6 protein-coding genes and 2 pseudogenes are annotated in these 6,684 nt (G+C 73.7%); 4 read left to right on the top strand and 4 right to left on the bottom strand.

Annotated features, from left to right (window positions below):
• Positions 1-222, bottom strand: a pseudogene (locus tag ACVCAH_RS19700) (hypothetical protein); the annotation flags it as partial.
• A gap of 607 nt (positions 223-829) precedes the next feature.
• Here ACVCAH_RS19700 and ACVCAH_RS19695 point away from each other — a divergent pair.
• Positions 830-2,287 (top strand): annotated as a pseudogene (locus tag ACVCAH_RS19695) (alkaline phosphatase D family protein); the annotation flags it as partial.
• Between the two features lie 77 nt (positions 2,288-2,364).
• Here the strand turns inward: ACVCAH_RS19695 and ACVCAH_RS19690 are convergent.
• The 3 genes from ACVCAH_RS19690 to ACVCAH_RS19680 all read right to left on the bottom strand — a co-directional run bounded on the left by ACVCAH_RS19690 (position 2,365) and on the right by ACVCAH_RS19680 (position 5,095).
• On the bottom strand, positions 2,365-3,063 hold the full coding sequence (locus ACVCAH_RS19690; RefSeq protein WP_447137633.1) for a hypothetical protein: 699 nt from the start codon (positions 3,061-3,063) through the stop codon (positions 2,365-2,367).
• 359 nt (positions 3,064-3,422) lie between these two features.
• On the bottom strand, positions 3,423-4,535 hold the full coding sequence (locus ACVCAH_RS19685) for a DUF3626 domain-containing protein (RefSeq protein WP_447137632.1): 1,113 nt from the start codon (positions 4,533-4,535) through the stop codon (positions 3,423-3,425).
• Positions 4,536-4,621: 86 nt separating this feature from the next.
• Positions 4,622-5,095, bottom strand: coding sequence for a VOC family protein (locus ACVCAH_RS19680; RefSeq protein WP_447137631.1), 474 nt, complete (start codon positions 5,093-5,095; stop codon positions 4,622-4,624).
• A gap of 95 nt (positions 5,096-5,190) precedes the next feature.
• On the opposite strand from ACVCAH_RS19680, the gene ACVCAH_RS19675 reads away from it, so the two are divergent.
• From ACVCAH_RS19675 to tsaA, 3 genes are read left to right on the top strand one after another with little or no spacing between them, the layout of a single operon-like run.
• Positions 5,191-5,319, top strand: a complete 129-nt coding sequence (locus ACVCAH_RS19675) for a hypothetical protein (RefSeq protein ID WP_447137630.1) — start codon at positions 5,191-5,193, stop codon at positions 5,317-5,319.
• Positions 5,316-6,263 (top strand): anti-sigma factor RsbA family regulatory protein, encoded by a 948-nt coding sequence (locus tag ACVCAH_RS19670; RefSeq protein ID WP_447137629.1) that lies wholly within the window; start codon positions 5,316-5,318, stop codon positions 6,261-6,263. The genes ACVCAH_RS19675 and ACVCAH_RS19670 overlap by 4 nt, the downstream gene beginning before the upstream one ends.
• Positions 6,260-6,676, top strand: a complete 417-nt coding sequence (gene tsaA, locus ACVCAH_RS19665) for a tRNA (N6-threonylcarbamoyladenosine(37)-N6)-methyltransferase TrmO (RefSeq protein WP_447137628.1) — start codon at positions 6,260-6,262, stop codon at positions 6,674-6,676. The genes ACVCAH_RS19670 and tsaA overlap by 4 nt, the downstream gene beginning before the upstream one ends.
• Positions 6,677-6,684: the final 8 nt, after the last annotated feature.

The raw sequence follows: 6,684 nt of genomic DNA, 5'->3' as shown, positions 1-6,684 counted from the left end.
CACATTGCCGACCTGCTCGTCGTCAAGGTCGATCCGCGACTGCTCACCCTGCACACCGTGCGGGATCAGCTTGGCGGTGTCGGGCTTGTCGGCCTGCACCACGGCGACCGGCGTGACCTGCTCCACCGGAGCGGCCTGCGCGGTAGCCGGACCGGCGAACACACCACCGGCAAACGCCAGACCAGCAACACCCAGCACGCTCTTCCGCAGAATCGTGTTCATCACAAGCTCCTTGGGGGTTGGCGCCACCAGCCCAGGGGGAAGGGCGTAGAGACGCAAGCACCGTCCGGCGCTCAAAGACTTGGGGGATTTTCCGATCCGGCACGCTCGCGGGCGGGGGGTGCCCGTGGTGCCGGAAGCCCGACCCAACCGTGAGGGCGGGGGTGCCCTCGCGGCGCCGGGACTGTGTGTAACGACCGCCGGCCCGCCATCATTCCGGGCCCAGACCCTCACCGGCTCGGGGCCGGCGGGGTTCGTTGCTGCGATCGCCGGGGGATGTAACGACCGGCCGGCCACCATCATTCCGCGGCCCGGCCCCGCACCCGATCAGAAGGCGGCGGGCTCTTGCTCGATCGTCCGCATGATGTAACGCCCCCGACCCGGCCCCGATTCCACCACCCGAATGCGGCCGGTCACACCCACAAACCGGACACCCACCCCATCCCGGCATGACCCTGCCCGGCCCGGCGAGGTCCCATTCGCGCCCGGATGGGCGAGGTGATCGACTCCATGCCGCCGACATCGCGGTATCCAAGACGGGTGGATACCGCCATATCGGCGACCCGGTGTCGATCTAAGCCCTGCAACGACACCGCCGCATCCGGCGTGGTGGACCCGGCTGACCCCGACCGACGAGGCGCAACCCGGCTCCGGCGTCGGGCCGGACGTGGACGTGAGCTGGCAGGTCGCCACCGATCCCGACTTCGCGACGATCGCCGCCCAGGGAGCGCTGACCACCGGAGCGGCGCGCGACCACACGGTGAAGGTGGCGGTGACCGGTCTGGCTCCGGCCACCACCTACTGGTACCGCTTCGGGCACGGCGGCGGGTGGTCGCCGACCGGGCGGACGATGACCGCGCCGGCGATCGACGCGGAGATCGACCGGCTCCGGCTCGGCGTGGTGTCCTGCGCCAACTGGGAGGCCGGCTACTTCGCGGCGTACCGGCACCTGGCGCAGCGCGGCGACCTCAACCTGGTGGTGCACCTGGGTGACTACCTCTACGAGTACGGCACCGGCCAGTTCACCGCGGGCGGGACGGTGGTGCGCCCGGTGCGGCCGGCGCACGAGGTGCTCACCCTGGCCGACTACCGGATCCGGCACGCCCTCTACAAGGGCGACCCGGACCTGCAGGCGCTGCACGCGGCGGTGCCCTGGGTGATCACCTGGGACGACCACGAGGTGGCCAACGACCAGTGGTCCGGCGGGGCGGAGAACCACACCCCCGGCGTCGAAGGGGACTTCGCCGACCGGCTGGCCGCGGCGCGACAGGCGTACCTGGAGTGGATGCCGGTGCGCACCGGCGCGGACGGGGCGATCTACCGGCGGCTGCCCTTCGGCCGGCTCGCCGAGCTGTCCATGCTGGACCTGCGCACGTACCGGTCGCGGCAGGCGTCCGGGACCGCCGTGGACGACCCGGCGCGGACGATCACCGGGGACGCGCAGATGGCGTGGTTGAAGAGCGGCCTGGCCGCGTCGACCGCGCGCTGGAAGCTGGTCGGGAACCCGGTCATGATGGCCCGGCTCGACGTCGGGGCGTTGCCCGCCTGGCTGCTCGGCCCGCTCGGTGAGTTGCTCGGCATTCCGCGGAACGGCGCGGCGCTCAACGTCGACCAGTGGGACGGCTACAACGCCGACCGCGACGAACTGGTCGACCACCTGCGCGCGGCCGGAACCCGGGACGTCGTCTTCCTCACCGGCGACATCCACACCTCGTGGGCGAACGAGGTGACCACCAGCGCCACCGGCCCGTACGCCCCGGCCGCCGCCGAGTTCGTGGTGCCCTCGGTGACCAGTGACAACGTCAACGACTTCCTGGACCTGCCGGCCGGCAACCCGCTCAGCGCTCTCGGCGCCGGTCTGGTCCGCGCCACCAACCCGCACGTGCGCTGGGCCGAGCTGGACGGGCACGGCTACGGGGTGCTGGAGGTGACCCGGCAGCGCTGCCGGATGGACTGGTACCATCTGGCCGACCGCACCCGGCCCGGTACCGCCAGCCGGTGGGTGGCCGGCTGGTCGGTCGGCGCCGGCTCGGCGAAGCTGCGCCGGGAGAGCGCGCCGCTGCCGTGACCGCGCCGCCGGAGTGAACCCGTGACATGCGAACCGGCCGGCCCCCGTGCGGGGACCGGCCGGTCGTCATGCGGTTGTCACCAGAGCTGCGCGACGATGTCCGCCGCCTGCTCCTCCCACTGCGCGTACGCGAACGGGTAGGCCGAGACCTGCACCGTCTGCGCCGCGGCGGTCAGCGGCAGGTCCTGCCAGCCGCCGACGTTCTTGAGCGCGGTGAAGAACGCCGTCGAGGCGTACTCCGGGTCGGTGATCTGCTCCGGCGAGCCCCAACCCGACGACGGGCGCTGCTGGAACAGGCCCTGCGAGTCGTGGTCGTTGTACGCGCCCAGGTGGCCGAGGTTGTAGAGCTTCGACTCCTGCAGCGACGTCGCGATGCCGATCACCGCGCCACGCTCCCCCACGCCCGTCTTCTTGGCCACGTCGATGATGGCCCGGGCGTTGGCGAGCTGCGCGTCGTCCAGCGGGATGCGCGACTGAGCGCCCTCCACGCCGTGCGGGATCAGCTCCTCGCGGGTGGGCTTCTCGGCGGCCGGCTTGACCGTGGTGCCGCCGGTGGTCAGTGCGGACTCCGACGTCCGGTCGGTCTTGGCCCGGCCGGTGGCCTTCTCGATCGCCGCCACGGCGCCCTCGTGGGGGCCGGTGGTGATCGGTGCCGCCGCGGCGGTCGGCGCGAGGGCCAGGCCGCCCAGGGCGGCCACACCGACCACGCTCAGCGCGGTCTTGCGGTACGAGTCCTTCGCGATGGCCGGGAGCCATCGAGTGAAGTCGACCTTCACGATGGTTGCCCTTTCGATCGTGAAGCGCTCCGGGTGAGCACCTCTCGGGGGATCTCCGGTGCCGGAGAAAGGCCGGAGAAGAGGTTTGCGCTCCGGCGGTACGGGGGACACAACCAGCTTCACGTGTCGGTCATTCCGGAAATGGTGCCGACCGTCGAGGGCTGCGATCCGGATCACCGACACGGGGTGAGGACCTGGGCCGTCACGCCACTACCTGGCATATACGGGACGAAATGGCCAGCAGATTCGGTCCGGCCACGCCGGCCCAGCTCGGCACGAACGGGACGGATCGGGCAGGCGACGCGAGCGGGATTCAGGACGGGCCCGGGCGGAAACGGGTACGGACGACCCGGCCGGGCTCAGTCGGCGTACGGGGTCCCGAACCGGACCAGGACGTGCCAGAGCTGCTTGAGGTGCTGCAGGGTGACCTCGATCGGACCGCGGTCCGCCCACCGGGCCGGTTCGGTGACCACGGAGGCCGCCGCGCGGCCGATCAGCGCGGCGTCGACCGGGTCGCCCGGCCGGGCGAACTCGGCGTGCACCCGGGCCGCCAGCGGCGGAATGGCCGGCCCCCGGAACTCCGGGTCGATCCCGTCGACCGGCAGCACGAAGCCCCGGTGCCAGCACAGCGCGAAGCCGTGCCGGCGGGCGATCGCGGCGAGGGTCGCGCCGGCCTCGGTGCCCCGGAAGGACGGGTCGACGACCACCGCCTCGACGTCCCGGGCGAGGTCCAGTTCGCCGTGGATCTGCGCCTCGATGTAGTCGTCTAGGGCGCGGCCGGCGGCGCCGGGCGACCAGGCGACGTCCTCCCGGCGGCGCAGCAGCTCCCGCACCAGCGCGAGGGTGTCCATGCCCGGTCGGCCGAGGCTGACCCCGGTGCCCTCGGTCGCCGCGATCAGGGCGGCCAGCACCGGCTCGAACACGTCGACGGTGCCGAGGTCGCGGGGGCCGAGGTGGCTGTCGCCGAAGCAGAACGTGGCGCGGGCCAGCACCTCGGGACGCAACCGCAGGTGGCACGAGCCGAACCGGGGGCAGGCGCCGTCCGGGTGGTCGAGCAGGTTGAGCCCGCCGTACTTGGGCCGGTCGGCGAGGCGTACGCCCGGGGCCTGGTAGGCGCCGCCGAACAGCGACTCCTCCCAGCGGTCCCGGTCACCGCCCGGGTACGCGGTCAGCCCACCGTTGGAGATCCGGGTCTCGAACTGGCTGCGGTAGGTCCCCTCGGCGGCGAGCGCCTCGGCCACCGTACGGCCGTCGGCGAGCAGCCGGTCCGGGTGGAAGTTGAGGGTGAGCCGGCCGTGCCGGCCGATCGCGGCGATCAACTGCTCGGGCTGGTGGGTGACGCCCGATCCGGCGAGCGCGCGGCCGATGGCGGCCAGCGCGGCGGGTCGGTCGCGCAGCGCCACCGCGCGGACGTGCCGCAGGGCCGCGTGCTGGGCGGGGGTGAGCGCGGCCGGATCGACGACGGGGTGCATGCGGCAGATCATCTCGGCGCCACCCGGCCCGGCGCCACCCCGTTTTCGCCCCGCTCCGGCATCAGGCCCGGGCTGACCCGCTCGGGTCACTCCTCGCGCGGGCGGTCGGTGCCGAACCCGTCGAGGGTCGTCCGCTCGTCGGCGTCGAGGAGTTCCTGGAAGAGGGTGATCTGCAGCCCGGCCGGGGCGTCCAGGCGGGAGTTGAGGGAGTGCCACGGCGTCACCGTCGGCGGGGCGATCTCGGTGGCGCCGGCGGCGACCAGCCGGTCGGTGGCCGCCCGGCTGTCGTCCACCTCGAACGCCACCCGGATCTTCGGGGCGACCTGCCGCCCCACCTCCACCTCGTCGATCATCCGCTTCTGCGCCGGGTTGGCGATCTCCAGGGTGGCCCGGCCGGCGTCGAGGATCACCACCCGCGCGTCGCCCTCGCCGGAGAACGCCGCCTGCTCGGGCAGGCCCAGCGCGTCGCGGAAGAACGCCACCGCCGCGGCGTGGTCCTCCGCCTCCACCACCAGGCGGAGCTGGCGTACGGCGGGCGAACGGGCGTCATCGGCGGCCATACCCGGGCAGCCTACCCACCTTCTCAGCAGGTCGGCCGTCAGGCGGGCGTCGGGGCGGCGCTACAGTGGGGGCGCGCCGACCGGGAGGCGATGACGTGACTGCTGCCGTGGTGGTCGACCAGGTGTTCCTAGGCGACCACGTCTGCTTGGCGTACGACGACGGGTCCGCGGGCCTCGACGCCCCCCGCCGGCGCGCCCTGGCCCTGCCGTGGCAGGCGGCGTGACGGCGTCGGGTCAGGTGGTGCCGTCCACCGGCACCTTCGTGCACGAGGGGCTCTTCTACCAGGACGCCGACGATCTGCGGGCCGGCACCGTCCCGTTCGTCGAGGGCGGCCTGACCGCCGGCGAGCCCGTGCTGGTCGCCATGCCCGGCGCCAACCTGCGGCTGGTCCGCGCGGCGGTCGGCGCCGCGGCACCCGTGCACTGGGCGGACATGACCGAGGCCGGCCGCAATCCGGGCCGGATCATCCCGTGGGTGCTGCAGGCGTTCGCCGACCGGCACTCCGGCCGGCGGGTGCGGATCATCGGCGAGCCGATCTGGGCCGGCCGCACCGACATGGAATACCCCGCCTGCGCCCAGCACGAGGCGATGATCAACGCCGCGTTCGCCGGCCGGGACGCCACCATCCTCTGCCCCTACGACGCGACCTCCCTCGACGGCGTGATGCTGGCCGACGCGTGCGCCACCCACCCGGTGCTGGTGGACCGGACGGGACGGCGCTCCAGCCCGGGTTACGCCCCGGCGGACGTGGTGGACCGTTACAACGTGCCGCTGCCCCTCCCCACCGAGCCGGTCGCGGAGTTGGCCTACCAGGTCGACATGCTCTCCGCGGTACGCCGGTTCGTCGCCGGCCACGCCGAGGCCACCGGTCTGACCGAGGCCCGGGTGGCGGATCTGCAGATCGCGGTCACCGAGTTGGCGACGAACAGCGTCGCGCACGGCGGAGGCGGCGGCGTGCTGCGGGTGTGGCGGACCGCCGAGCACCTGGTCTGCGAGATCCGGGACGACGGCTGGCTGACCGACCCGCTCGCCGGGCGGCTGACCCCCGCGGCGGACGGCATCGGGGGGCGGGGGCTGGTCATCGTGCACGCGCTCTGCGACCTGGTCCGGGTGCACACCTCCCCCGCCGGGACGGCGGTCCGCCTACACATGCTGAGGACGACATGACCGACGACACCTTCCGGCTTCGGCCGGTCGGGCGGGTCTCCTCGCCGCTGACCGACGCGGCGACCGCGCCGCGTCAGGGCGACGAGGGCGCGCCGGAGGCGTACCTGGACTTCACGCCGGAGGTAGCGGCGGCCCTGCGCGACCTGCCGGCCGGCGCGGAGGTGCTGGTGCTGACCTGGCTGGACCGGGCCAGCCGGGACGTGCTGACCGTGCACCCGCGCGGCGAGGCGTCCCGGCCGGAGACCGGGGTGTTCAGCACCCGGTCGCCGCACCGGCCGAACCCGATCGGCCTGCACCGGGTGCGGGTGCTGGCGGTGGACGGGCTGCGCGTGCGGGTCGCCGACCTGGAGGCGCTGGACGGCACGCCGGTGCTGGACGTCAAGCCGGTGCTCGGCCCGCCCGACGAACGCTGAGGGTCCCG

It is taken from the genome of Micromonospora sp. LZ34 (assembly GCF_052981855.1).
This window is presented reverse-complemented; position numbering and strand designations above follow the sequence as displayed.